Consider the following 1,536-nt stretch of genomic DNA (forward strand, 5'->3'; position numbering starts at 1 on the left):
CACGTCCTTGTAAAGCAGATAACGGAAGGGCCCCGGGCCACCGGCATAGCAGGCCTGCGGACAGAAGGCGCGCAGCCACATGAAGTCGCCGGCCTCAACCTCGACCCAGTCCTGATTGAGATGATAGACCGCCTTGCCCTCGAGTACGTAGAGCCCGTGCTCCATGACGTGGGTCTCGGCGAAGGGAATCGATGCGCCAGGCTGCAGGGTGACGATATTGACGTGCATGTCGTGGCGTACATCGTCGGGCTCGACGAAGCGCGTCGTCGCCCAGCGCTCGTCGGTATCCGGCATGGGGCGTGGCGCGATGTCGTTCTCGTTGGTCACGAACGCCGCCGGCGACTCGATCCCCTCGACCGCCTCATAGGCCTTGCGCACCCAATGGAAACGCACCGGCGCCTCACCCGCATTGTGCACCCGCCAGTCACTGCCCGACGGAATGAACGCATAGCCCCCCGGGAGCATGTCACGGCGCTCGTCGCCAAGCGTCAGCCGAAGTTCCCCTTCCACCACGAAGAGCACGCCCTCGGCGGCGGGGTCGAGCTCAGGCCTGTCACTGCCCCCGCCCGGCTCCACTTCCATGATGTATTGCGAGAACGTCTCGGCGAAGCCGGAGAGCGGTCGCGCCAGCACCCACAGGCGCGTCTTCTCCCAGAAGGGCAGCTGACTGGTGACGATGTCGCCGAACACCCCCTTGGGGATGACGGCATAGGCCTCGGTAAACACCGCCCGGTCGGAGAGTAGCTGGGTCTGGGGCGGATGGCCCCCCGTGGGGGCGTAGTAGGTTCGCGGATTCATGACATTTCCTGACTGATATTGCCTGAAAAGAGCGAGACTGAGTGTTCTGTCTCAGCGTGCCGGCGCCGGGTGATGCTCCACCCAATGGCGAGCGATATCCACCCGCCGTGCCACCCACACTCGGTCGTGGGCCTCGATATGGTCGAGGAAGCGCTGCAGGCCGCGGAAACGCCCGGGACGGCCGATCAGCCGACAATGCAGGCCCACCGATAGCATCTTCGGTGACTCCTCGCCTTCCGCATAGAGCACGTCGAAGGCGTCGCGCAGGTAGCTGAAGAAATGATCGGCGGTGTTGAAGCCCTGGGGCGCAGCGAAGCGCATGTCGTTGCTGTCCAGGGTATAGGGCACGATCAGGTGGTCGTACTGGCGGCCCTGGCTGTCCGCCTCGCGGGTCCAGAACGGCAGCTCGTCGCCGTAGTAGTCGCTGTCGTAGAGGAAGCCGCCCTCGTCGAGCACCAGCCGCCGGGTGTTGGGGCTGTCGCGACCGGTGTACCAGCCCAGCGGCTTCTCGCCATAGAGGCGCTGGAAGATCTCCATGGCGCGGGCCATGTGTTCACGCTCGATCCGCTCGGGCACTTCCTGGTAATGGATCCAGCGGTAGCCGTGGCAGGCGATCTCATGACCCAGTTCCTTGAAGGCGTGCGCCACCTCGGGGTGACGCTCCAGCGCCATGGCCACGCCGAACACTGTCAGCGCCAGGCCGCGGCGCTCGAACTCGCGCAGCACTCGCCAGACCCC

2 protein-coding genes are annotated in these 1,536 nt (G+C 65.3%); both read right to left on the reverse strand.

Annotated elements, in window-relative coordinates; all coding sequences use genetic code 11:
• The coding region (locus ACESMD_RS01220) for a bifunctional allantoicase/(S)-ureidoglycine aminohydrolase (RefSeq protein WP_372609555.1) at positions 1-798 on the reverse strand (798 nt) is incomplete at its 3' end.
• Positions 799-849: 51 nt separating this feature from the next.
• Positions 850-1,536 (reverse strand): polysaccharide deacetylase family protein (locus tag ACESMD_RS01225; protein WP_372609557.1); only part of this gene is annotated, 687 nt, incomplete at its 5' end.

This window comes from Halomonas sp. (assembly GCF_041689495.1).
GTDB lineage: Bacteria > Pseudomonadota > Gammaproteobacteria > Pseudomonadales > Halomonadaceae > Halomonas.